The 20,873-nt window shown below is 68.9% G+C and carries 22 protein-coding genes; 16 read left to right on the top strand and 6 right to left on the bottom strand.

Going from position 1 to position 20,873, the window contains the following annotated elements; all coding sequences use genetic code 11:
- The coding region (locus tag H7F53_RS17030; protein ID WP_185680714.1) for an outer membrane protein at positions 1–595 on the bottom strand (595 nt) is incomplete at its 3' end.
- A 300-nt stretch (positions 596–895) separates the two neighbouring features.
- Positions 896–1,840 (bottom strand): helix-turn-helix domain-containing protein, encoded by a 945-nt coding sequence (locus H7F53_RS17025; RefSeq protein WP_185680713.1) that lies wholly within the window; start codon positions 1,838–1,840, stop codon positions 896–898.
- Between the two features lie 173 nt (positions 1,841–2,013).
- Between H7F53_RS17025 and H7F53_RS17020 the strand changes: the two genes are divergently transcribed.
- The 10 genes from H7F53_RS17020 to H7F53_RS16975 all read left to right on the top strand — a co-directional run bounded on the left by H7F53_RS17020 (position 2,014) and on the right by H7F53_RS16975 (position 12,326).
- Positions 2,014–2,799 (top strand): inositol monophosphatase family protein, encoded by a 786-nt coding sequence (locus H7F53_RS17020; RefSeq protein WP_185680712.1) that lies wholly within the window; start codon positions 2,014–2,016, stop codon positions 2,797–2,799.
- Positions 2,796–3,281 (top strand): gamma-glutamylcyclotransferase, encoded by a 486-nt coding sequence (locus H7F53_RS17015; RefSeq protein WP_185680711.1) that lies wholly within the window; start codon positions 2,796–2,798, stop codon positions 3,279–3,281. The genes H7F53_RS17020 and H7F53_RS17015 overlap by 4 nt, the downstream gene beginning before the upstream one ends.
- Positions 3,282–3,406: 125 nt before the next feature.
- Positions 3,407–3,610: a 50S ribosomal protein L35 gene (gene rpmI / locus H7F53_RS17010; protein WP_054531242.1), complete on the top strand. Its 204-nt coding sequence runs from the start codon at positions 3,407–3,409 to the stop codon at positions 3,608–3,610.
- A 13-nt stretch (positions 3,611–3,623) separates the two neighbouring features.
- Positions 3,624–3,983, top strand: coding sequence for a 50S ribosomal protein L20 (gene rplT / locus H7F53_RS17005; protein WP_185680710.1), 360 nt, complete (start codon positions 3,624–3,626; stop codon positions 3,981–3,983).
- Positions 3,984–4,128: 145 nt separating this feature from the next.
- Positions 4,129–5,241, top strand: a complete 1,113-nt coding sequence (pheS, locus tag H7F53_RS17000) for a phenylalanine--tRNA ligase subunit alpha (protein ID WP_343062128.1) — start codon at positions 4,129–4,131, stop codon at positions 5,239–5,241.
- Positions 5,242–5,253: 12 nt separating this feature from the next.
- Complete coding sequence (pheT, locus tag H7F53_RS16995; protein ID WP_185680708.1) at positions 5,254–7,641, top strand: phenylalanine--tRNA ligase subunit beta; 2,388 nt, start codon at positions 5,254–5,256, stop codon at positions 7,639–7,641.
- A 260-nt stretch (positions 7,642–7,901) separates the two neighbouring features.
- Positions 7,902–9,443 carry a peptide chain release factor 3 gene (locus H7F53_RS16990; protein ID WP_185680707.1) on the top strand — a complete coding sequence of 514 codons (1,542 nt, stop codon included), beginning with the start codon at positions 7,902–7,904 and terminating at the stop codon, positions 9,441–9,443.
- Between the two features lie 147 nt (positions 9,444–9,590).
- Complete coding sequence (locus tag H7F53_RS16985) at positions 9,591–10,298, top strand: endonuclease/exonuclease/phosphatase family protein (RefSeq protein ID WP_185680706.1); 708 nt, start codon at positions 9,591–9,593, stop codon at positions 10,296–10,298.
- A 163-nt stretch (positions 10,299–10,461) separates the two neighbouring features.
- A complete protein-coding gene (locus H7F53_RS16980; RefSeq protein ID WP_185680705.1) occupies positions 10,462–10,800 on the top strand; it encodes a P-II family nitrogen regulator in 339 nt (112 codons plus the stop codon).
- A 29-nt stretch (positions 10,801–10,829) separates the two neighbouring features.
- Complete coding sequence (locus tag H7F53_RS16975; protein ID WP_185680704.1) at positions 10,830–12,326, top strand: ammonium transporter; 1,497 nt, start codon at positions 10,830–10,832, stop codon at positions 12,324–12,326.
- Between the two features lie 339 nt (positions 12,327–12,665).
- Here the strand turns inward: H7F53_RS16975 and H7F53_RS16970 are convergent, their stop codons facing one another.
- Genes H7F53_RS16970 through H7F53_RS16955 form a run of 4 tightly spaced genes read right to left on the bottom strand, consistent with a single transcriptional unit; the run spans position 12,666 to position 15,269 of the window.
- Positions 12,666–13,571 carry a sterol desaturase family protein gene (locus H7F53_RS16970; RefSeq protein ID WP_185680703.1) on the bottom strand — a complete coding sequence of 302 codons (906 nt, stop codon included), beginning with the start codon at positions 13,569–13,571 and terminating at the stop codon, positions 12,666–12,668.
- Positions 13,568–13,999: a hypothetical protein gene (locus tag H7F53_RS16965; RefSeq protein WP_185680702.1), complete on the bottom strand. Its 432-nt coding sequence runs from the start codon at positions 13,997–13,999 to the stop codon at positions 13,568–13,570. Before H7F53_RS16965 ends, H7F53_RS16970 begins: the two co-directional genes overlap by 4 nt.
- Before the next feature lie 18 nt (positions 14,000–14,017).
- Positions 14,018–14,449 (bottom strand): protein tyrosine phosphatase family protein, encoded by a 432-nt coding sequence (locus H7F53_RS16960; RefSeq protein WP_185680716.1) that lies wholly within the window; start codon positions 14,447–14,449, stop codon positions 14,018–14,020.
- 19 nt (positions 14,450–14,468) lie between these two features.
- Positions 14,469–15,269 carry a TerC family protein gene (locus H7F53_RS16955; protein WP_185680701.1) on the bottom strand — a complete coding sequence of 267 codons (801 nt, stop codon included), beginning with the start codon at positions 15,267–15,269 and terminating at the stop codon, positions 14,469–14,471.
- Between the two features lie 237 nt (positions 15,270–15,506).
- Between H7F53_RS16955 and H7F53_RS17880 the strand changes: the two genes are divergently transcribed.
- The 6 genes from H7F53_RS17880 (at position 15,507) to queC (ending at position 20,739) form a co-directional block, all read left to right on the top strand.
- The gene (locus H7F53_RS17880; RefSeq protein ID WP_185680700.1) at positions 15,507–16,289 is read left to right on the top strand and encodes a cold-shock protein; all 783 of its coding nucleotides are present in this window, start codon (positions 15,507–15,509) and stop codon (positions 16,287–16,289) included.
- A 177-nt stretch (positions 16,290–16,466) separates the two neighbouring features.
- Positions 16,467–17,657 carry an aspartate aminotransferase family protein gene (locus tag H7F53_RS16945; RefSeq protein ID WP_185680699.1) on the top strand — a complete coding sequence of 397 codons (1,191 nt, stop codon included), beginning with the start codon at positions 16,467–16,469 and terminating at the stop codon, positions 17,655–17,657.
- Positions 17,657–18,583, top strand: a complete 927-nt coding sequence (gene argF, locus H7F53_RS16940) for an ornithine carbamoyltransferase (RefSeq protein ID WP_185680698.1) — start codon at positions 17,657–17,659, stop codon at positions 18,581–18,583. Before H7F53_RS16945 ends, argF begins: the two co-directional genes overlap by 1 nt.
- 20 nt (positions 18,584–18,603) lie before the next feature.
- On the top strand, positions 18,604–19,494 hold the full coding sequence (hslO, locus tag H7F53_RS16935; protein WP_343062127.1) for an Hsp33 family molecular chaperone HslO: 891 nt from the start codon (positions 18,604–18,606) through the stop codon (positions 19,492–19,494).
- Positions 19,495–19,578: 84 nt separating this feature from the next.
- Positions 19,579–20,019, top strand: coding sequence for a DUF3617 domain-containing protein (locus H7F53_RS16930; RefSeq protein WP_246438969.1), 441 nt, complete (start codon positions 19,579–19,581; stop codon positions 20,017–20,019).
- A 9-nt stretch (positions 20,020–20,028) separates the two neighbouring features.
- Positions 20,029–20,739 (top strand): 7-cyano-7-deazaguanine synthase QueC, encoded by a 711-nt coding sequence (queC, locus tag H7F53_RS16925; RefSeq protein ID WP_185680696.1) that lies wholly within the window; start codon positions 20,029–20,031, stop codon positions 20,737–20,739.
- The last annotated feature ends 134 nt before the right edge of the window (positions 20,740–20,873 follow it).

The raw sequence follows: 20,873 nt of genomic DNA, 5'->3' as shown, positions 1-20,873 counted from the left end.
AGCGGGTGCGCACGTTGCGGCCCGCGTTGTTCACCAGGTCGTTGCCGTTCTGGTTGTAGAAGCGGTACTTCAGACCGATGTCGACGTGGTCGGTCACCGGCGCGCGCACGCCGGCAAGCGCCTGCCAGGCCAGCCCGGTGTCGCTGTCGTTCACGTTGACGGCATTGACCGCGGTGAGGACCGCGTTCTTGACCCGGCCGACGCCGACGCCGCCGCCGATGAAGCCCTGCAGGCCATTGTCGGGACCGAAGTCGAGCAGGCCGTTGGCCATGAAGCTCAGCGCCTCGGCGCCGCCACCGACCTGGGCATTGGTGAACGACTGGGTCGCCGTGGTGAAGTTGGCTTCCTCGACGCGACGGAAGCTGGCCTCGGCCTCGAGGCGGAAGCCACCGAAGTCATAGCCGACGATCCCGCCGAAATCGTAACCGGCCTTGGTCTTCAGCACGCCGGCGTTGCCCACGCCGGTCAGGTTGAAGATGTTCTCCGCCTTCACGGCGCCGACATCAGCCTCGACGTACCACTGGTCGTCGCGGGCAAGAGCCGGAGTGGCGAGGGCTGCTGCAGCAGCAGCCGTAAGGAATGCGATCTTTTTCATGGTCCCCTCATGAGACTTTGGAAGCTGAGCCCCTCACTAGCGGGCCTACAAATGCGTTGCAACGCCTATGTGTTGCGCTTCGGTTCAGGGTCCTGCCCAATAGGACACGGCCGAGCTGCCAACCAGCCCGAAATAGCGGTCGCCACTAGTTGGGAGCCCGTAAATCAGGGCTTTTCCTTGATTGGCAGCGGTCCGCCTCGGGCTCCGGCGAGGACCCAGCCCCGCGCGGCGTGAACACAGATTTTACCTTGCGCGCCACGCTAGCGTGACTTTCGGGTCACACCCTGGTGGCGGGCCTACTCACTCCCAGGGGCGAGGTTCGCCCGGCAGCAACCGTTTGGTTAACTCCAGCCGGCGCGCCTGCCGCGATTCGAGCGTCAGCGTGAGGATCGGCTGCGGCCGCGCGATGAACTGGGTTGGCGACATCCCGAACAGGGCGGTGAACTCGCGGATCAGGTGGCTCTGGTCATAGTAGCGCAGGGCCAGTTCCTCGGCTTCGGCCTGGTCGGCCACGCCGCGCAAGTGGCTGGCCATGTCGAGCGCGCGCGCGCGGCGCAACACCTGCTTGGGTGGCATGCCGAAATCGCGCCGGACGATGCGTTCAAGCTGTCGCTGGGTGATCCCGCAATCGCGGGCGAACTCGGCCACGCTGGCCGCCGGATCGGTGAAGGCCAGGGCCTCGAACCGCGCGCTGACCGGATCGGGACGCTGCACCCCAGGTTCGTTGACCACCCGCCGAATCAGCGCCTCGAGCTGCGTCAGCCAGGTCTCGGGCTCGGCCGCGTCGTCGATCAGGCGCAGCGCCTGTTCCCCCGGCAGCCGCAGTTCGTCGCACAGCAAGAGCCGGTCGAGATAGTCGTCCGCGCTGACCCCGCGCACCGCGTGGCCGGTGCCCGGGCGCAGGGCGATGCCGATGCTGATGAAACTGCCGGTCACCGACACCGGCATGCGCCTGGACTGCGGCCCGAAGAACAGGGCGGCACGGCCATGGGCGCGCGGGCCCTCAGCGGTTTCGGCAGTCCATTCGCCCTTGAGCTGGACGCGGATCGTGGCGACGTCATTGAACAGGCCGCAGGCGGTGCGGTGCCCTGGGGGAGCCTCGACCACCGTCGCATAGAGCCTGGCCACCCACGGCGCGAGGTCCGCCGCCGGGGCGCGATTGTAGGACAGCGGCTGTCCCTCGCGGGTCACCCCATGCGCCGGCGCGATCATCGAATCCACCGCCGGACGTGTCGGCTTACGCATAGTGCCCCTGCATTGCCGGTGCCCTGGCGGGCCCCGCACCTCCAACTTTCGTTAGCGGCACCATCCTAAGGCCGTTGGGCCGGTGATCAAGAGCGGACGCACTGCAAAAACCGTCCTGCGGGCAAGCGCCGGCGTGCTTGACCCGGGCCCGGCCACGGCGCCACAGTCGCGCGATGAAGCTCGACAATGACATCGCCCTCGCCATTCGCCTGGCCGAAGCCGCCGGCCAGGCCATCCGCCCCTACTTCCGCGGCGACACGGGAACCGAGCGCAAGCCGGACGCAACCCCGGTGACCCTTGCCGACCGCGCGGCCGAAGAGGCGATGCGCCGGATCCTCGCCGCAGAGGTCCCGCGTGACACGATCATCGGTGAGGAGTTCGGCGCCACGGCGGGCACGTCCGGCCGCAGCTGGGTGCTTGATCCGATCGACGGCACCGCCGGGTTCCTCGCCGGGCGGCCGATCTTCGGCACGCTGATCGCGCTGGTGGTCGAGGGCTGGCCGGTGCTGGGCGTGATCGACCAGCCGATTCTTGGCGAGCGCTGGATCGGCGCGAGCGGGCGGCCGACCACGCTCAACGGCAAGCCGGTGCGGACCCGGGCCTGCCGGGCCCTGGCCGAGGCGACGATCGCCACCACGGGGCCACACTATTTCGACGATCACGACGGGGCGCATTTCATGGCCCTGGCCGCGCGCACCGATCACAAGCGGATGGTGATGGGGGGCGATTGCTACAATTATGCCATGCTCGCCACCGGCCAGCTCGATCTGGTCTGCGAGGCCAACCTCAAGCTGCACGACTGGGCCGCGCTGGTCCCGGTCGTCGAAGGCGCCGGCGGGACGATGTGCGACTGGAACGGCGATCCGCTCCACGCCGGCTCGTCCGGCCACGTGCTGGCGCTGGGCGATCCCGCGCGGCTCGAGGACGTGGTCGAGGCGTTGGGCTGCGATCATTCGTGAGCCGGCCGCGGACCGGCGCGGCGGTGTCCCTGCCCTTCTTCTTCTATGGCACGCTGCGCGACAGCGACCCGTCGCATCCGGTAGCCCGCGCGCTGCACCGCAAGCTGCACCCGGGCGTGGCCGCATCGGTGTCCGGAAGGCTCCACGCCCTGCCCGATCCGGCCGGCTGGTACCCGGCCTTGACCGAGGGCGCCGGGGACGAGCGGGTGATCGGCCGGCTCTGCGCCGCCCGCGCCGGGTTCGGCCCCGCGGACCTGGCGCGGATCGACGCCTATGAGGACTGCCGCGTGGACGATCCCGCCGGCTCGACCTACCTGCGCCTGCCCATGGCGGTGCGCGTGGCGGGCCGGCCCGATCCGGTCACGGCGCAGGTCTACCGCTTCAACCGGCCGCTGCCGCCGGAGGCCGTGCCGATCCCCCACGGCGATTTCGGCGCATGGCTGGTGGCCCGTGGCGGCCGGGCCTATGGCACTGCGCCCTGAAAGCCTTGCCTTGCGGCGCGTTCCCGTTTAGGGGGCCGCCCTTCATTGACACGGAATCGATGATCGGCCTGGCTATCTAGGGCTGCCACGGCAGATCGGACGTGTCTCGAACCAAGGAGACGAAAATGCCCAAGCTCAAGACGAAGAGCGGCGTGAAGAAGCGCTTCAAGCTCACCGCCACCGGCAAGGTGAAGCACGGCGTCGCCGGCAAGCGCCACCGCCTGATCAGCCACAATGGCAAGTATATCCGCCAGAATCGCGGCACCGACGTGATCTCCGACGCTGATGCGAAGGTGATCAAGAAGTGGGCGCCCTACGGGCTGAACTGAGGAGCGCTGACTTATGAGCCGTATCAAGCGGGGTGTCACCACCCGAGCCAAGCACAAGCGCATTCTGGATCAGGCGAAGGGCTATCGCGGCCGTCGCAAGAACACGATTCGCGTTGCCCGTCAGGCGGTCGAGAAGGCCGGCCAGTACGCCTACCGCGATCGCAAGGTGAAGAAGCGCAGCTTCCGCGCCCTGTGGATCCAGCGCATCAACGCCGCGGTCCGCGCGGAAGGCCTGACCTATTCGCAGTTCATCCACGGCACCAAGCTGGCCGGGATCGAACTGGACCGGAAGGCCATGGCCGATCTGGCGATGAACGAGGGCGGCGTGTTCAGCGCCGTGATCGCCCAGGCCAAGGCGGCCCTGCCGGCCTGAGGCCGCGCCAGACGCACGACACCGGAAGGGCGCGGGCAGCGATGCCCGCGCCCTTTCTCGTGGCCCGGCGGCGCGGTTGCCCCCCCGCCCGGGACGCACTAAAGGCGCACGCCTGACCAGGCATCCGCAACAGATGGGAACCTTCGTGGACTACGCAGCAACCGGACAGGCCGCGCTGGCTGAGATCGCCGCCGCCGAGGATCTCGACACGATCGAGCAGCTGCGCGTGGCCTTCCTGGGCAAGCAGGGCTCGATCTCGGGCCTGCTCAAGACGCTCGGCGCGATGAGCCCCGAGCAGCGCCAGAGCGAAGGGCCGCAGATCCACGCGCTGCGCGAGCGCGTCACCACCGCGCTGGCCGAGCGCAAGGCTGCGCTTGAGAGCGCCGCGCTGGAGGCGCGGCTGGCGGCCGAGACGGTCGACCTGACCCTGCCCGCGCCCGAGGCGCCGCGCGGCTCGGTCCACCCGGTCAGCCAGGTGATGGACGAGCTGGCCGAGATCTTCGCCGACCTGGGCTTCGCGGTCGCCACCGGGCCCGAGATCGAGGACGACTGGCACAACTTCACCGCGCTCAACATGCCGGAAAGCCATCCGGCCCGGGCGATGCACGACACCTTCTACTTTCCCGACGCCTCGCCCGCGGGCGGGAAGATGCTGCTGCGCACCCACACCTCGCCAGTGCAGATCCGGTCGATGCTGCAGCATGGCGCGCCGCTGCGGATCATCGCCCCGGGCCGGGTCTACCGCTCGGACAGCGATGCCACCCACACCCCGATGTTCCATCAGGTGGAAGGCATCGTCATCGACAAGGGCATTCACCTGGGCCACCTCAAGTGGACGCTGGAGACCTTCCTCAAGGCCTTCTTCGAGCGCGATGACATCGTCCTGCGGCTGCGCCCCAGCTACTTCCCGTTCACCGAGCCCTCGGTGGAGGTCGACGTGGGCTTCGCGCTGGTGACGGGGCCCGACGGCAGGACCCGCCGCGCGCTGGGAGGCCATGGCGACGATCCGGGCCATGGCTGGATGGAACTGCTGGGCAGCGGCATGGTCAACCGCAAGGTGATCGCATTCGGCGGGCTCGATCCCGACGAGTGGCAGGGCTTCGCCTTCGGCATCGGCGTCGATCGCCTGGCCATGCTCAAGTACGGCATGGACGATCTGCGTGCCTTCTTCGATGGCGATCAGCGCTGGCTGTCGCACTACGGTTTCTCCGCGCTCGACGTGCCGACCCTGTCGGGCGGCGTCGGCACGCCCGCCTAAGGAGCTGGGAAAATGAAGTTCTCGCTCTCCTGGCTCAAGGATTACCTCGACACCCAGGCCACCGTGGCCGAGATCGCGGCGGCGCTGAACGCGATCGGCCTCGAAGTGGAAGGGATCGAGGATCCCGCCGCGAAGCTAGCCGGCTTCCGCGTGGCGAGGGTCCTGACCGCCGCGCCGCACCCCAATGCCGACAAGCTCCAGGTCCTGACGGTCGACACCGGAGCAGGCGAGCCGCTGCAGGTGGTCTGCGGCGCGCCCAATGCGCGGGCCGGGCTGGTCGGCGTGCTCGGGCTGCCGGGGGCGACCGTGCCGGTAAACGGCATGGTGCTGAAGGTCGCCGCGGTGCGCGGGGTCGAATCGAACGGCATGATGTGCTCGACCCGCGAGCTCGAGCTGGGCGAGGATCACGACGGGATCATCGAGCTGCCCGCCGACGCCCCGGTCGGCACGCCCTTCGCCGAATACCACGGCGCCGATCCGGTGTTCGACGTGGCGATCACCCCCAACCGGCCCGACTGCATGGGCGTCTACGGTATCGCCCGCGACCTCGCCGCGGCGGGGCTGGGCGCGCTGAAGCCGCTGGCAATGGAGCCGGCCACCGGCACGTTCCCCTGCCCGGTCGACATCCGCACCGACGATCCCGAGGGCTGCCCGGCCTTCCACGGCCGGGTGATCCGCGGCGTGACCAACGGCCCTTCGCCGGCCTGGCTGCAGGACCGGCTGAAGAGCGCGGGCCAGCGGCCGATCTCGGCGCTGGTCGACCTGACCAACTACGTGATGCTGGGCTATGGCCGTCCGGCCCATGCCTATGACCTGGCCAAGCTGACGGGCGCCGTGATGGCGCGGCGTGCGCGGGAGGGCGAGACCTGCCTCGCGCTCAACGGCAAGGAGTACGCGCTGACCCCGGAAATGACGGTGATCGCCGACCAGGCCGGGGTGCACGATATTGCCGGGATCATGGGCGGCGAGCATTCGGGCTGCTCCGACGGGACCACCGACGTCCTGCTCGAGATCGCCTACTTCGATCCGGAGCGGATCGGGGCGACGGGCCGCGCGCTCAACCTCACCTCGGACGCGCGCAGCCGGTTCGAGCGCGGGGTCGACCCGCAGTTCCTCGACACCGGGCTGGAGCTGCTGACCGCGCTGATCCTCGACACCTGCGGCGGCGAAGCCTCGGACGTGGTCCGGGCCGGACAGCCGCCGCTGGCCACCGCGGTGGTCGCCTATGATCCCGGTTTGGCCGAGACGCTGGGCGGGGTGGCCATCCCGGCGAGCGAACAGCGCCGCATCCTGACCGCGCTGGGCTTCGCGGTGGCCGAGGACTGGACTGTCACCGCGCCCGGCTGGCGCCCCGACGTGGCCGGCGCGCCGGACCTGGTCGAGGAGGTGGTGCGGATCTGGGGGCTCGACAATGTCGCATCGGTGCCGCTGCCGCGCGCCGACGGTGTGGCCCGGCCCACCGCGACCCCGGCCCAGAAGCTTGAACGGCGGGTCCGGCGCGCGGCCGCTGCGCGCGGCCTGAACGAGGCCGTCACCTGGTCGTTCCTGCCAGTGGACGAGGCCGCGGCCTTCGCCGAGGGGGCACCCTGGGTGCTCGACAACCCGATCAGCGAGGACCTCAAGGCCATGCGCCCCTCGCTGCTGCCCGGTCTGCTCGCCGCCGCCCGCCGCAACCTCGATCGCGGGGCGGGTTCGCTGCGGCTGTTCGAGATCGGCCGCCGCTATCTGCGCGGCGCCGACGGGGCGAGCGACGAGCGCCTGACGCTGGGCGTGGTCCTGGCCGGTGACCGCACGCCGCGCGGCTGGGCGACGGGCAAGGCGCAGGCCTTCGACGCCTTCGACGCCAAGGCCGAGGCCCTGGCCCTGCTGGCCGAGGCCGGTGCACCGGTCGACAGCCTGCAGGTGATGGGCGAGGCCGGACCGCAGTTCCATCCCGGCCAGTCGGCCACGCTGCGGCTCGGGCCCAAGACCGTGCTGGCCCGCTTCGGCATGCTCCACCCCACCACGGCCAAGGCCTTCGACCTGACCGGTCCGGTTGCCGTGGCCGAGCTGTTCCTCGACGCGATCCCGGCCAGGCGCGGTGCGGTCGGCTTCGCCCGCGCCGCCTATGCCCCCCCGGCGCTGCAGCCGGTGACGCGCGACTTCGCCTTCCTCATCCCGGCGGACAAGCCGGCCGGCGATCTGGTCCGCGCGGTCAGGGGTGCGGACAAGGTCAACATCGTCAGCGCGCGCCTGTTCGACGACTTCCGCGGGCAGGGCGTGCCTGAAGGGCAGAAGTCGCTGGCGATCGAGGTGACGCTCCAGCCGACCGACAAGAGCTATGACGAGGCGGCGCTCAAGGCGATCACCGACAAGGTGACGGCAGCGGCGGCCAAGCTGGGGGCGGTGCTGCGGGGGTAAGCCTCTCACAGCTCAGCCCCCCGCCTTATCGCAGTCATCTGGCCTCTTTCGTCATCCTGAACTCGTTTCAGGATCCATTCCGCGGCGAGGCACGGGCCCCGTACCGGCGGGACGGCCACGCCCCAGGCATCCGAATGCTCCGTGCCCAAGGCCCGATGGGCCCTGAAACGAGTTCAGGGTGACGGCGGCGTAGCAGGGGCCTGTCGCGGCCAGCCCCCACCCCCTCGCTTTTCCGGGCGAATCCAGTTACCGGCGCGCGCATGACCACGCCATCCTCGCGCCGCACCTTCGCGATCATCTCGCACCCCGACGCCGGCAAGACCACGCTGACCGAGAAGCTGCTGCTGCAGGGCGGCGCGATCCACCTGGCGGGCGAGGTCAAGGCGCGGGGACAGGCGCGCCGGGCACGGTCAGACTGGATGAAGATCGAGCAGCAGCGCGGCATCTCCGTCACCAGCTCGGTCATGACCTTCCGCAAGGTGTTCGACGACGGGCGCGACATCACCTTCAACCTGCTCGACACGCCGGGCCACGAGGACTTTTCGGAGGACACCTACCGCACCCTGACGGCCGTGGACTCCGCGATCATGGTGATCGACGCGGCCAAGGGCATCGAACCGCAGACCCGCAAGCTGTTCGAGGTCTGCCGGATGCGTTCGGTGCCGATCATCACCTTCGTCAACAAGGTCGACCGGGAAGGCCGCGCGGTGTTCGAGACGCTCGACGAGGTGGCCGATGCGCTGGCGCTCGACGTGGTGCCGATGTCCTGGCCGGTCGGCATGGGCGGGACCTTCCAGGGTGTGCTCGATTTCGCCAGCGGGCTGGTCAGCCGGCCCGAGGGCGACAGCCGCGAGTACCTGGGCACGCGCGAGGCGATGGAGATTCCCGCCGAGATCGCCGAGGAGATCGAGCTGGGCCAGGCCGGCTACCCCGCATTCGATCTCGAGGCCTACCGCAACGGCGATCTCACCCCGGTCTACTTCGGATCGGCGCTCAAGAACTTCGGCGTCGCCGAGCTGATCGATGCGATCGCCCGCTTCGCCCCGCCGCCGCGCCCGCAAAGCTCGGACCAGGGCACCATCGACCCGACCCGCAGCGACGTCACCGGCTTCGTCTTCAAGGTCCAGGCCAACATGGACCCGCAGCACCGCGACCGGATCGCCTTCATGCGCATGGTCTCGGGCACGTTCAAGCGCGGCATGAAGCTGACCCCCTCGGGCCTGGGCAAGCCGATCGCTGTCCATTCGCCGATCCTGTTCTTTGCCCAGGACCGCGAGATCGCCGACACCGCCGAGGCCGGCGACATCATCGGCATTCCCAACCACGGCACGCTGCGGGTGGGCGATACCCTGTCCGAGAAGAACGACGTGCGCTTTACCGGCCTGCCCAACTTCGCGCCGGAAATCCTGCGCCGCGTGGCGCTGAAGGACCCGACCAAGACCAAGCAGTTGCGCAAGGCGCTGGACGACCTGTCCGAGGAGGGCGTGATCCAGGTGTTCTATCCCGAGATCGGCGCGCAGTGGATCGTCGGGGTGGTTGGTCAGCTCCAGCTCGACGTGCTCATCTCGCGGCTCGAGGCGGAGTACAAGGTCGAGGCCGTGCTCGAAGAATCGCCCTTCGATACGGCGCGCTGGCTGAAGGGCAGCGATGCCGCGCTCAAGGCCTTCACCGATTTCAACAAGAGCAACCTGGCCAAGGACCGCGATGGCGATCCGGTGTTCATGGCCCGCTCGTCCTGGGACGTCGGCTACCAGCAGGAGCGCAATCCCGAGCTGGTGTTCAGCGCGACCAAGGAGCGGTGAGGAGACAAGCCCCGCGCGTGGGCTTCGACAGGCTCAGCCTGAGCGGGCGTTGTTTATGGAGCAGTCCCAAACTCCGCTCGGGCTGAGCCTGTCGAAGCCCGCGCGCCAACCCTTGCCCAACACCCTTGCGCCGTTAAGCTCCTGTCCGTGCAGCTCACCTTCGCCAGCTACAACATCCACAAGGCGGTGGGCCTTGACCGTCGCCGCGATCCGGACCGCATCCTGGCCGTGCTGCGCGAGATCGATGCCGACGTGATCGCGCTGCAGGAGGCGGACCTGCGCTTCGGCACGCGCGCCAGCGTGATCCCGCGACAGGTCATCGCCGATTACACCCCATGGCAGGCGGTGCCGCTGGGCGGGCGGCCGGACTCGCTCGGCTGGCATGGCAATGCCGTGCTGGTCCGCCGCGGGATCGAGGTGCGCGAGGCGGCGGTGGTGGCGCTGCCCACGCTGGAGCCGCGCGGGGCGGTGCGGGTGGATCTGGTCGCTCGCGGGCGCCCGCTGCGCGTAGTGGGCATGCACCTTGACCTGTCTGGCTTGCGGCGGCGCCAGCAGGTGCGCACGGTGCTGGCGCATCTGGCCGCCTGTACCGCGCCCGCCCCTGCTGTCTTGATGGGCGATCTCAACGAGTGGGCCCGGCATGGCGGCTGCCTGGCCGAGTTCGCCGCGCCCGACTGGCGGGTGCTGGCCCCGGGGCGGAGCTTCCCGAGCCGCCGACCGCTGGCGATGCTCGACCGGATCGTGGTCTCGGCGGAGTGGCGGAGCGACGCCGTGGCGGTGCACCACAGCGCGCTGGCCGCGCGCGCCTCTGATCATCTGCCCGTACTGGCCCGCCTGGCCCTGCCTGAAAATTAGGCAGCCTGCTCAGGATTCGAGCGCAGGCCAGCATCGCGACTCGGCGTGACGGGATCGGGCCGTTCATGACTCGGCAAAGAATCCAACGAATCCGTAAATTGGCACGGGGCTTGCTCTAGGGGTTTTGCCGGCGACGGGACCGGTAGGCTTCCAGGGGGCACCGATGAAATTCATCATCGCCATCATCAAGCCGTTCAAGCTGGACGAGGTGCGTGAAGCCCTCGGCGCCATCGGCGTCGCGGGGATGACCGTCTCCGAGGTCAAGGGCTTTGGACGCCAGAAGGGCCAGACGGAGATTTACCGCGGCGCCGAGTATTCCACGAACATGCTGCCCAAGGTGAAGCTGGAGATTGCCGCAGCCGACAGCCTGGCGCCGCAGATCGTCGAGACGATCCAGCAGGTCGCCAGCACCGAAGCGATCGGTGACGGCAAGATCTTCGTGCTCGACCTTGCCGAAGCGGTCCGCATCCGCACCGGCGAGGCCGGCGACACCGCGCTGTGACCAGCGTGTCCGACAGGAGGGAAACCACCATGAACCGCAATATTGCCAAGCTCGGCAAACTGTGTGCGGGCGTTGGCGCGCTCGGAGCCTCGCTCTTCGCCGCCACCGCTGCCTTCGCGCAGGACGCCACCGAAGCCGCCACCGAGGCGGCTGCCGTCGCCACCGAAACCGCCGCTGCGGCGGCCACCACGCTGATCAAGGCCCCGGCCGCCGAGCAGCTCGCCGCGATGTCGAACAAGGGCGATACCGCCTGGATGCTGATCTCGGCCGCCCTGGTGCTGATGATGAGCATCCCCGGCCTCGCACTGTTCTACGGCGGCCTGGTGCGCACCAAGAACATGCTGAGCGTCTGCATGCAGGTGTTCATGATCGTTTCGGTCGCCGGGCTGGTCTGGGCCGCCTGGGGCTACTCGCTGGCCTTCACCAGCGGCTCCACGCCGTACATCGGCGGCCTGTCGAAGGCGTTCCTCGCGGGCGTGACCTCGAGCAGCTATGCCGCGACCTTCTCGAACAACGTCTACATCCCCGAACTGGTCTTCGTGGTTTTCCAGATGACCTTCGCGATGATCACGCCGGCCCTGATCGTCGGCGCCTTCGCCGAGCGCATCAAGTTCACCCCGCTGATCGTCTTCGTGGTGCTGTGGCTGACCGTGGTCTACTTCCCGGTTGCGCACATGGTCTGGTACTGGGCTGGCCCGGACTTCCTGCCTGACGCGCCGACCGATGCCGGTCTGCTGTGGGGCATGGGCGCGCTGGACTTCGCCGGTGGTACCGTGGTGCACATCAACGCCGGGATCGCGGGCCTCGTCGGCTGCCTCATGGTCGGCAAGCGCGTCGGCTTCGGCAAGGAAGCCACCCCGCCGCACTCGCTGACCATGACCATGATCGGCGCCTCGCTGCTGTGGGTGGGCTGGTTCGGCTTCAACGCCGGCTCCAACCTTGAGGCCAATGGCGTGACCGCCGTCGCCTTCATCAACACCATGCTGGCCACCTGCGCCGCCGCGGTGTCCTGGTCGGTGATCGAGCAGCTGCACCACGGCAAGCCCTCGATGCTGGGTGCCGCCACCGGCGCCGTCGCCGGCCTGGTCGCGATCACCCCGGCCTCGGGCCTGGGCGCACCGATGACCTCGATCGTCCTCGGCCTGCTGGTTTCGCCGGTGTGCTACCTGTTCGTCGCGGTCGTGAAGAACAAGCTCAAGTACGACGACACCCTCGACGTGTTCGGCGTGCACTGCGTGGGCGGCATCTTCGGCGCCATCGCCACCGGGATCGTCGCCGACCCGGCGCTCGGGGGCCAGGGCTTCTTCGACTACACCCAGTTCCCCGCCGTCCCGGGCACCTATGACATGGCTGCCCAGGTGATCACGCAGATCAAGGCGGTGGCGCTGACCGTCGTCTGGTCGGGCCTGGGTTCCGCGGTGCTCTACTTCATCGTCGACAAGACCATGGGTCTGCGTCCGACCGAGGAAGCCGAGCGCGAGGGGCTCGACATCTCCGAGCACGGCGAGCGCGCCTACAACTACTGATTTCCCAGCTTGGCGGGGTCGGAGGTTCCTCCTCTCCTCCCCTTCGACCCCGCCATCCGACGTTCCTCCTGCGAACGCAGCCTAGGGTCCGGAGCCAGCCGCTCCGGACCCCTTTTTTGTTGCGGCATCGCCGGCCAACGGGAACGATGGCGGGATGGCTGTGCTGCTCCCCCTGCCGCCGCGACGGAGCCACTGCACTGCTGGGCGCGGCGCATGGCCCCCGCTGGGGAGCGCCTCAGCCGCGGCCTCGCGCCGGCATGCCACCGCGATTGAGGACCTGGAGTTCCGCGGAGACCATCCCGCCCGGATGGGCGGGGGGCTCACGTCAGGACCGGGCACCTAGTGGCCAGATCCGGCCTCGTGCTTGGCCGCAGGCTCCTGCCACGCCCGCTTGATGTCGTCGCTTGAGCGGCGGCTGCCGTCGTGGCTCCAGCCCGGCGGCCCGAACAGGTAGCCCAGCTTGGCCCGCCACGGCGCGCGCCAGAGGTCGGCGGCGATCCCGAGCCACTCATGGAAGGCGGCGCGCAGCAGGTTGAAGCTGCCCAGCTGGTGGACCAGCCCGTAGTGGATCCGCAGATCGTCCCGTTCGGGCTGGAAGGTGCCGAACAGGCGATCCCAGACGATCAGGACCCCGGCATAGTTGCGGTCGAGATAGAGCGGATGGATCCCATGGTGGACGCGATGGTGCGAGGGGGTGTTGAACACCGCTTCGATCCAGCGCGGCAGACGGCCGATCGCGGTGGTGTGGATCCAGAACTGGTAGATCAGGTTGAATGCGCCGCAGGTCAGCACCATCGCGGGCGGAAAGCCCAGCAGCACCAGCGGCAGGCGAAAGGCGAAAGAGGCCGAGAGGAAACCGGTCCATGGCTGGCGCAGCGCCGTGGAGAGGTTGTAGTGCTGGCTGGAATGGTGGTTGACGTGGGCCGCCCAGAACCAGCGGACCCGGTGGGCCGTGCGGTGCCACAGGTAGTAGGCCAGATCGTCAAGCACGAAGCAGGCTGCCCAAACCCACCAGGCCCAGCCAAGCGTGGCGACCCGCAGCGCGTAGAGTGCATCGGCCAGGGCCAGTACGATCGCACCGGTAGCCAGACCCGCGGCAACGCTGCCAAGCCCCAGCAGCAGCGAAACCGCGGTATCTCGCGGTTTATAGGCGGCCGGGTCGCGCCGGGCAGCCCAGACCATCTCGGCCGCGATCAGCGCGACGAAGCCCGGGATCGCATAGGCCACCGGATCGAACCCGGTCATGGCCGCGCATCCGCCGGGCCCAGCCGGCGCAGGCTGGCGGCCCAGTGCTGTGCCTCAGGGCCGAGATCGAGGGTGATCGGGACGAAGCCGGGTTCAGGCAGGGCGAAGCAGAGGAACTGCCGCTCGAGGCGGACGCCCGCGTGGCTGGTCAGCCGGTGCGCAACGAAGCGGGCGCCGTGCCGCCGCAGCAGCACGACCTGGCCAGCCTGATCGGCCAGGAGCGCACCCAGACCGGCGCGATCGAGCGCGACAACCGTGGGCGTGAAGCGGCAATCGGCAGCACGCGCCAGCTCACCCGCGGTGTCAGCGTCGCGCAGCCGGACGTCCGCACCCAGGCCGAGCCGCCGGGCCATCACGGCCAGCCCGAGGATCGCGACGAGCGCCGCGGCGATCAGGATCAGACTGGGCGCAAGTGATCCCTGCGGCATCGGCGTGGATCGGGCAGCTCAGGCCCGGCGCGCGGCGAGCATGTCGAGCAGGGCGCGGATCGGGCCGAGATCGTAGCCGGCCTGGGCCGCGGCGGCGGCCAGCTCGTCGGGGCTCGCCCCGCGCGAGGCCCGGGCCAGGGCCCACAGCAGCGTGGAGCGCGTGCCCGAGCGGCAATAGGCCAGCACCGGCCCGCCCGCCCCCTCGAGCGCGGCGGCCATGGCCTCGACCTGCGGCTCGCTGAAGCCGGCGTGGGTGACGGGGATGGCGACATAGTCGATCCCGGCGGCGCGGGCCGCCGCCTCGATCTCTGGCCCGGGCACCTGGTCGGGGCTCTCGTCCTCGGGCCGGTTGTTGATGATCAGGGTCACCCCCAAAGCCTTGGCCTCGGCCACCTCGGCGAGGCCGATTTGCGGGCTGGCGAGGACACCGTCGACGATGGGGCGGAACAGGGACGCGGTCATGGGCGGATCACTCGGGGTTGGCGGCGGCGCGGGCGCGGGCGCGGCGGTTGCGACTGACGATGTTGAGCGTCTCGACCGCGGCCGAGAAGCCCATGGCGGCATAGACGTAGCCCTTGGGGATGTGGACCCCGAAACCGTCGGCGATCAGCACCAGCCCGATCATGACCAGGAAGGCGAGCGCCAGCATGACCAGGGTCGGGTTGCGCTCGATGAAGCGCGACAGCGGGTTGGCCGCCACCATCATCAGGCCGACGGTGATGACCACGGCCGCGATCATGATCGGAACCTCGTCGGTCATGCCCACGGCGGTCAGGATCGAATCGATCGAGAAGACGAGGTCCAGCGCGATGATCTGCGCGATCGCCGCACCGAACGCGATCTGCGCGACGCCCTTGTCCTTTTCGAGCAGCTCGCCGCTGTCGTTCTCCGTGTCGATCGCGTGATGGATCTCCTTGGTCGCCTTCCACAGCAGGAACAGGCCGCCAGCGAGGAGGATCAGGTCACGGCCCGAAAAGGCGGTCTCGAAGGTCGGCTCGCCGTAAGGGCCGGGCGCACCGCTGATACCCAGATCGAACAGCGGGGTCTGCAGGGTGACGATCCAGCCGATCAGGGTGAGAAGGCCGATCCGCATGATCAGCGCCAGCGCCAACCCGAGTCGCCGCGCTTTGTCCTGCTGGTGCTCGGGCAGCTTGTTCGAGAGGATGGCGATGAACACCAGATTGTCGATGCCCAGCACGATTTCGAGCGTGACCAGGGTCACCAGCGCCGCCCAGGCAGCAGGATCGGCAAGCAAGGCAAGGATGTCCATGGGCGGGCTTTTGCCAAGCCGATGCCCGCGAGACAAGCGCAACCCCAGCGGTGCGCGTGGCGCCCTTTATGGCGACGAGTCGGAATCTGTTCGCGCTTGTGGATATTTTCAGCTATGCCCCAAGATGCAGAGGAGAGGGTTGCGCGGGCGCGCAACCGCTGGCCCTGTTTCCTGGCGGGTCTCGTCCGCGCCGCCGGGGCATCGTGATTGGGGCGAAGCGAAGGTAAGTTCGGGTTTATGGGTTTCGATAGAGGACGTCGCGGCAGGGGCCGGGACAAGCGCGACGGTTTCGGGGAAGAAAGTTTCGACCCGTTCTACGGCGGCGGCGATCGCGGCGGCTTCGGTGGTGACCGTGGTGGCTTCGGCGGTGATCGCGGCGGTGGCTATGGCGGCGGCGGTGGTCGCGGCGGCTTCGGCGGCGGCGATCGCGGTGGCTTCGGCGGCGGTTCGCGCGGCGGCTTCGGCGGTGGCGATCGTGGCGGCTTCGGCGGCGGTTCGCGCGGCGGCGGCGGTGGTGGGGGCATGCCCGCCCAGGTCGTCGGCCAGAGCAAAGGCGTCGTGAAGTTTTTCAATGGCCAGAAGGGCTTCGGCTTCATCCAGCGCGAGGACGGCGGCGAGGACGTGTTCGTCCACATCAGCGCGGTCGAGCGTGCCGGCCTGGAAGGTCTGGCCGAAGGCCAGGGCCTCGAGTTCTCGCTGGTCGATCGCGGCGGCAAGATCTCGGCGGCCGACCTGGTCGTCGTGGGTGATGTGATCCCGGTCGCCAAGCGCGAGCCGGCTGCACCGCAGCGCCAGCTGACCGGCGAAAAGGCCACCGGCACTGTCAAGTTCTTCAACTCGATGAAGGGCTTCGGCTTCATCACCCGGGACGATGGCCAGCCCGACGCGTTCGTGCACATCAGCGCGGTGGAGCGCTCGGGCATGCAGGGCCTCAACGAGGGCGACCGGCTGGAGTTCGACATCGAGGTCGATCGACGAGGCAAGTACTCGGCGGTCAACCTCGTGCCGCGTCAGGGTTGACCCAGCCCGCAGGTCCTTCGGACATTTGACCGAAGGCACGCGACATCATAACGCGCGCCAGTGGCGGCCCTCACCGGGGCCGCCACTTGTCGTTTGCGTTGCTCCATTCCCAGGTGGCCATTCCCAGTTCGCCATTCCCTGTTCGTCTGTCCGTTCTGAATGCAAAGGACCCGTTCGATGTCGATCTCTCCGCTGATGCCCGTCTACCCCCGGTGTGGTTTCCGGCCGGTGCGCGGTGATCACTGCCACCTGATCGGCGAGGACGGACGCCGCTATCTCGACTTCGCGGCGGGTATTGCCGTGAACATTCTCGGCCATTCGCATCCCGGCCTGATCGGCGCGATCCAGCGCCAGGCCGAAACGCTGATGCACGTGTCGAACCTCTATGGCAGCCCCCAGGGTGAGCATCTGGCCCAGCGGCTGGTCGATCTGACCTTTGCCGACACGGTGTTCTTCACCAACTCGGGCGCGGAGGCGGTCGAATGCGCGATCAAGACCGCGCGGGCCTATCATCAGCATGCCGGGAACACCGAGCGGTTCGAGCTGATCACCTTCAACAACGCGTTCCACGGCCGCACCATCGCCACGATCAGCGCCTCCAGCCAGGAGAAGATGCACAAGGGCTTCATGCCGCTGCTGCCGGGCTTCAAGTATGCGCCGTTCGACGATCTCGAGGCGGCCAAGGCGCTGATCGGTCCGAACACCGCCGGCTTCCTGGTCGAACCCGTGCAGGGCGAAGGCGGAATCCGGCCGGCCAGCGATGCCTTCATGCACGGGCTGCGCGCGCTGGCCGACGAACATGACCTGCTGCTGGTGCTCGACGAGGTGCAGTGCGGGGTCTGCCGCACCGGCACGTTCTATGCCTATGAGCAGTACGGCATCGTCCCCGATGTGGTGGCTACTGCCAAGGGCATCGGCGGCGGCTTCCCGCTTGGAGCGTGCCTCGCCACCGAGAAGGCCGCGCGCGGGATGATCGCCGGGACGCACGGCTCCACCTATGGCGGCAACCCGTTGGCCATGGCCGCGGGCGAGGCCGTGCTGGATGCTGTCGCCAATCCCGCCTTCCTCGCCCATGTCACGGCCATGGGCGAGCGGCTGCGCAGCCGGCTCGAGCAGTTCATCGGCAACTATCCGGAGCTGTTCGAACTGGTCCGCGGGCGCGGCCTGATGCTGGGCGTCAAGATGAGGAGCGAACCGCGCCCCTTCGTCGCCCACCTGCGCGACAATCATCAGCTGCTGACCGTCTCGGCCGGCGACAACACGCTGCGGCTGGTGCCGCCGCTGGTGATCGACGAAAGCCACATCGACGAGTTCATGGACAAGCTCTCCGCCGCCGCGGCGACCTTCCGGGTCGAGGAACCCGCGTGATGGTGCGGCACTTCCTCAACCTGGCTGATGCCGGGGGCGATGCGGTGGCCGCGATGCTGGGCGATGCGCTGGATCGCAAGGCGGCGCGGGCGGGCTGGGCCAAGGGGCGCAGCGATGCCGATGCCCCGCTGGCCGGGCGGGTGCTGGCGATGATCTTCGAGAAGAACTCGACCCGCACGCGGGTGTCGTTCGACATGGCGATGCGCCAGCTCGGCGGCAGCGCGATCGTGATGGAAGCCGGCGGCATGCAGATCGGACGCGGCGAAAGCATCGCCGACACCGCGCGCGTGCTCAGCCGCATGGTCGACGCCGTGATGATCCGCACCGATGATCACGCCAAGATCGAGGAGCTGGCCGCCCACGCCAGCGTGCCGGTGATCAATGGCCTCACCGATCTTTCGCATCCCTGCCAGATCATGGCCGACCTGCTCACCGTGATCGAGCAGGGCAAGTCCCTGCCCGGGCTCGAGGTGGCCTGGCTCGGCGATGGCAACAACGTCCTGCACTCGATCATCGAGGCCGCCGGCCTGATGAAGTTCAACGTGCGGATCGGCGTGCCGGAAGGCTATGATCCCGACGCCGGGTTCATCGCTTCGGCCACGGCCGCCGGCGCGCGGATCTCGACCCATCGCGACGCGCAGAGCGCGGTGCGCGATGCCGATGTCGTGGTCACCGATACCTGGATCTCGATGGGCCAGGCCCACGCCGAGGCGAAACTGGCAGCGATGGCGCCGTTCCAGGTCAACCCGGCGCTTCTCGCTCAGGCCAAGCCGGATGCCATGTTCCTGCACTGCCTGCCGGCGCACCGCGGAGAGGAGGTGACCGACGCGGTCATCGATGGTCCGCAGTCGTGGGTCTGGGATGAGGCCGAAAACCGCATTCACGCCCAGAAGAGCGTGCTGCGCTGGGCGTTCGGACAGCTGTGAGCACGCCGGTGGACCCCGCCGTGCCGGCAGCCGAAACCGGCTTCGATCAGGTGCTTGGCTTCACGGTGCCGGGCCGCAACGCGCGCGGGCGCGTGGTCCGGCTGGGGCCGGTGCTGGACCGGATCCTCACCGCCCATGCCTACCCTACCCCGATCCGCCACCTGCTCGCCGAGGCGCTGGTTCTGACGGTGCTGATGGGCGCCCTGCTCAAGGACGACGATGGCCAGTTGACCGTCCAGGCCCAGACCGAGGGCGGCATCGTCGACCTGCTGGTCTGCGACTATCGCGCTGGCGCGGTCCGCGGCTATGTCCGCCACGATGCCAAACGGCTGAGCGCGCTCGGGGCCAACCCGTCGCTCTATGCGCTGTTCGGCAAGGCCTACCTCGCGATCACCTTCGATCTCGCCACCAGCGGGCAGCGCTACCAGGGCATTGTTCCGCTCGAGGGGGCCTCGCTCGCCGCGGCCTGCGAGAGCTATTTCGCCCAGTCGGAACAGGTGCCTACCTTGATCCGGGTAGGGGTCCGCTCGTCACCCCAGGGGTGTATTGCCGGCGGGTTGCTCGTTCAGCATCTGCCCGAGGGCGAGGAAGGCCGCGAGCGGCTTCATGTGCGGATGGACCATCCCGACTGGGAGCACGTCGCCGCCATTGCCGGCTCGCTGCGGCACGACGAACTGGTCGATCCCGCGCTCTCGCTCGAGGCCCTGCTGTGGCGACTGTTCCATGAGGAAAGCGAGGTCCGGATCGATCCGGGCGCAGCGCTCGAACGCGGCTGCCGCTGCTCGATCGAGCACTACCAGGCCGTCCTGTCACGCTTTGCCGCAGCCGATCTCGACGAGATGCGCGACGAAACCGGAACGATCAGCGTGGACTGCGCCTTCTGCTCGAGGATTTTCGCCATTCCGGTCTAACGGTTCACGGCGACTGGCGCACGCTTGGTCGCAGGCCCTTTAGAGCCTATACGGGAAAGGCGAAGGGGTAGTCGGGGATTCGCGATGGGTGGACGCCATGCCTTGCTGTGCCTGGCCTTCGGGCTTGGCCTTGTTGCGCCGAGCGCTGCGGGAACCCCGGATTTGGCCGCGCTGCATCGGCTGCAGGATGGGCTGTGGGAGCTACGCTTCCGCGATGGCAGCCCGACGCGGCGCCTGTGCTGGCACGACCCGTGGCGGCTCATCCAGTTGCAACACCCGGATCTGGCCTGCGAACGGCTGGTGATCGAGGATACGCCCGGCAGCGCCAGCGTGCAGTACACCTGCCGCGGCAAGGGCTTCGGGCGCACCCAGATCCGGCGCGAGAACGCACAGCTGATCCAGCTGGAGACCCAGGGCCTCGCCGGTGGCCTGCCCTTCGTCATGTCCGCGGAAGGTCGGCGGGTCGCCGATTGTCCCGCCGCAGCCCGTCCGCAGGGAGTTGCCAGCGCCGCGCGGGCTGACTAGCCGGGCACCATGACCCAGTCGCCGCCCCTGCCCCCCGTCCGGTCTCCCGCCGATGCCGTCGTTCTGCTCTCGGGCGGGCTCGATTCGATGGTCACCGCCGCGCTGGCGCAGGAAGCCGGGTTCCGCGTCAATGCGCTGACCATCGACTACAACCAACGGCACCGCTGCGAGCTCGACGCGGCAGCGCGGATCGTCGCCCGGCTCGGCATCGCCCGCCACGTCGTCCTGCCGCTCGACCTGCGCCGGTTCGGGGGCTCGGCCCTGACCGACGACCGGATCGCCGTGCCCAAGGACGGCGTCGCGCCGGGTGTCCCGGTCACCTATGTGCCCGCGCGCAATCTCGTGTTCCTCTCGCTCACGCTGGCCTGGGCGGAAACACTCGGCGCGCGCGACATCTTCATCGGCGTGAACGCGCTCGACTATTCTGGCTATCCCGATTGCCGGCCCGAATTCATTGCCGGCTTCGCGGCGCTCGCGGCGCTCGCCACCAAGGTCGGCGCCGAGGGCGAACCGCTCAACATCCATGCCCCGCTGCAGCATCTCGGCAAGGACGCGATCGCGGCCACGTGTCATCGTCTGGGGCTCGACCCGGCCCTGAGCTGGTCGTGCTACGATCCCTTGCCCGACGGCCGCGCCTGCGGGGTGTGCGACAGTTGCCGCCTGCGGCGGGACGGTTTCGCGCGTGCGGGGCTTGTCGACACCACGGCCTACGCCGCCTGACGTCGCAAAAAAGGGGCCGGATTGCTCCGGCCCCTTTGGGTGTTGGCTTGTTCGCCGAAGCGAACCTTACATGCCCGAGCCGGGACCGTAGGAGATCTCGACGCGGCGGTTCTGCAGCTCGCGCACGCCGTCCG

Source organism: Novosphingobium piscinae (assembly GCF_014230355.1).
GTDB lineage: Bacteria > Pseudomonadota > Alphaproteobacteria > Sphingomonadales > Sphingomonadaceae > Novosphingobium > Novosphingobium piscinae.
This window is presented reverse-complemented; position numbering and strand designations above follow the sequence as displayed.

Excerpts from the sequence above, each read along its gene's own strand:
- H7F53_RS17025 (WP_185680713.1), bottom strand. The coding sequence starts at position 1,840 with ATGCGTAAGCCGACACGTCCGGCGGTGGATTCGATGATCGCGCCGGCG.
- H7F53_RS17020 (WP_185680712.1), top strand. The coding sequence starts at position 2,014 with ATGAAGCTCGACAATGACATCGCCCTCGCCATTCGCCTGGCCGAAGCC.
- rpmI (WP_054531242.1), top strand. The coding sequence starts at position 3,407 with ATGCCCAAGCTCAAGACGAAGAGCGGCGTGAAGAAGCGCTTCAAGCTC.
- rplT (WP_185680710.1), top strand. The coding sequence starts at position 3,624 with ATGAGCCGTATCAAGCGGGGTGTCACCACCCGAGCCAAGCACAAGCGC.
- pheT (WP_185680708.1), top strand. The coding sequence starts at position 5,254 with ATGAAGTTCTCGCTCTCCTGGCTCAAGGATTACCTCGACACCCAGGCC.
- H7F53_RS16990 (WP_185680707.1), top strand. The coding sequence starts at position 7,902 with ATGACCACGCCATCCTCGCGCCGCACCTTCGCGATCATCTCGCACCCC.
- H7F53_RS16980 (WP_185680705.1), top strand. The coding sequence starts at position 10,462 with ATGAAATTCATCATCGCCATCATCAAGCCGTTCAAGCTGGACGAGGTG.
- H7F53_RS16975 (WP_185680704.1), top strand. The coding sequence starts at position 10,830 with ATGAACCGCAATATTGCCAAGCTCGGCAAACTGTGTGCGGGCGTTGGC.
- H7F53_RS16970 (WP_185680703.1), bottom strand. The coding sequence starts at position 13,571 with ATGACCGGGTTCGATCCGGTGGCCTATGCGATCCCGGGCTTCGTCGCG.
- H7F53_RS16965 (WP_185680702.1), bottom strand. The coding sequence starts at position 13,999 with ATGCCGCAGGGATCACTTGCGCCCAGTCTGATCCTGATCGCCGCGGCG.
- H7F53_RS16955 (WP_185680701.1), bottom strand. The coding sequence starts at position 15,269 with ATGGACATCCTTGCCTTGCTTGCCGATCCTGCTGCCTGGGCGGCGCTG.
- H7F53_RS17880 (WP_185680700.1), top strand. The coding sequence starts at position 15,507 with ATGGGTTTCGATAGAGGACGTCGCGGCAGGGGCCGGGACAAGCGCGAC.
- H7F53_RS16945 (WP_185680699.1), top strand. The coding sequence starts at position 16,467 with ATGTCGATCTCTCCGCTGATGCCCGTCTACCCCCGGTGTGGTTTCCGG.
- argF (WP_185680698.1), top strand. The coding sequence starts at position 17,657 with ATGGTGCGGCACTTCCTCAACCTGGCTGATGCCGGGGGCGATGCGGTG.
- H7F53_RS16930 (WP_246438969.1), top strand. The coding sequence starts at position 19,579 with ATGGGTGGACGCCATGCCTTGCTGTGCCTGGCCTTCGGGCTTGGCCTT.
- queC (WP_185680696.1), top strand. The coding sequence starts at position 20,029 with ATGACCCAGTCGCCGCCCCTGCCCCCCGTCCGGTCTCCCGCCGATGCC.